At 72.0% G+C, this 984-nt stretch carries 1 protein-coding gene and 1 pseudogene; both read left to right on the top strand.

Annotated features, from left to right (window positions below; all coding sequences use genetic code 11):
- Positions 1 to 442: pseudogene (locus tag AC27IQ_RS25645) on the top strand (bifunctional adenosylcobinamide kinase/adenosylcobinamide-phosphate guanylyltransferase); the annotation flags it as partial.
- An 80-nt stretch (positions 443 to 522) separates the two neighbouring features.
- A partial coding sequence (locus AC27IQ_RS25640; RefSeq protein ID WP_487091319.1) for an ABC transporter substrate-binding protein occupies positions 523 to 984 on the top strand: 462 nt, incomplete at its 3' end.

Genomic DNA, 984 nt, shown 5'->3' with positions numbered 1-984 from the left:
ATCGCGCGCCACCAGCCGCGACCGCGCCGAGCGCGTGCCCGGCCTGCGCACGCTGGAAGAGCCGCTCGACCTGGCCCGCGCCATCGCCCGCCACGGCAGCGCCGATACGCTGATCGTGGTGGACTGCCTCACGCTCTGGCTCACCAACTGGCTCATGCCGGCCCCGGCCCCAGCGCCGGTCTCGGAGGGTTCAGAGCCAGATCGGCCTCCAGCGCATGATTGGCTAGGGCAGTGCGCTATGTTTTTGGGAGCAATCCGCCAGTGCCCCGGCCCGGTGGTGCTGGTGGGCAACGAGATCGGCCTGGGCGTGATTCCCATGGGCCGCGAGGTGCGCGCCTTCGTCGATGCACTGGGGAGCCTGAATCAGCGCGTGGCTGAGGCCTGCCAGCGCGTCACCCTGGTCGCGGCGGGCCTGCCGCTCACGCTGAAGGACACGCCATGACGCACCGCTTCTTGCAACGCCTGCGCTGCCATGCCGCTCGCCGGTGGCCCGCGGGGCTGGCGTTGGCGGCTTTCGTCTGGATGGCCGGTGCCACGGCCGCGCAGGCCTTCGAGGTGACCGATGCGCGCGGTCGCACCGTCGCATTCGCCCAGCCGCCGCAGCGCATCGTGAGCCTGCTGCCCTCGCTGACGGAGAGCGTGTGCGAGCTGCAGCAATGCCAGCGCCTGGTGGGGGTGGACCGCTACTCCAACTGGCCCGAAGCCGTGCAGCGCCTGCCGCAACTGGGCGGCGGCATCGATCCGAACATCGAGGCCATCGTCGCCCTGCAGCCCGACGTGGTACTGCTGGCCACCAGCTCGCGCGCCAGCGACCGGCTGGAGGCGCTGGGCCTGAAGGTGGTGGCGCTGGAGCCCAAGACCCATGCCGACGTGCGCCGCGTGCTCGCCACGCTGGGCCAGTTGCTCGGCGTGCCGCAGGAGCAGGGCGCCGACCGTCTGTGGCGCGTGATCGACGCCGGCGTGCAGGCCGCCACGCAGTCGCTG

Source organism: Acidovorax sp. KPB24-07, from assembly GCF_057543315.1.
Note: the sequence above shows the minus strand (reverse complement) of the source record. Positions and strands in the feature narration are given on the sequence as shown.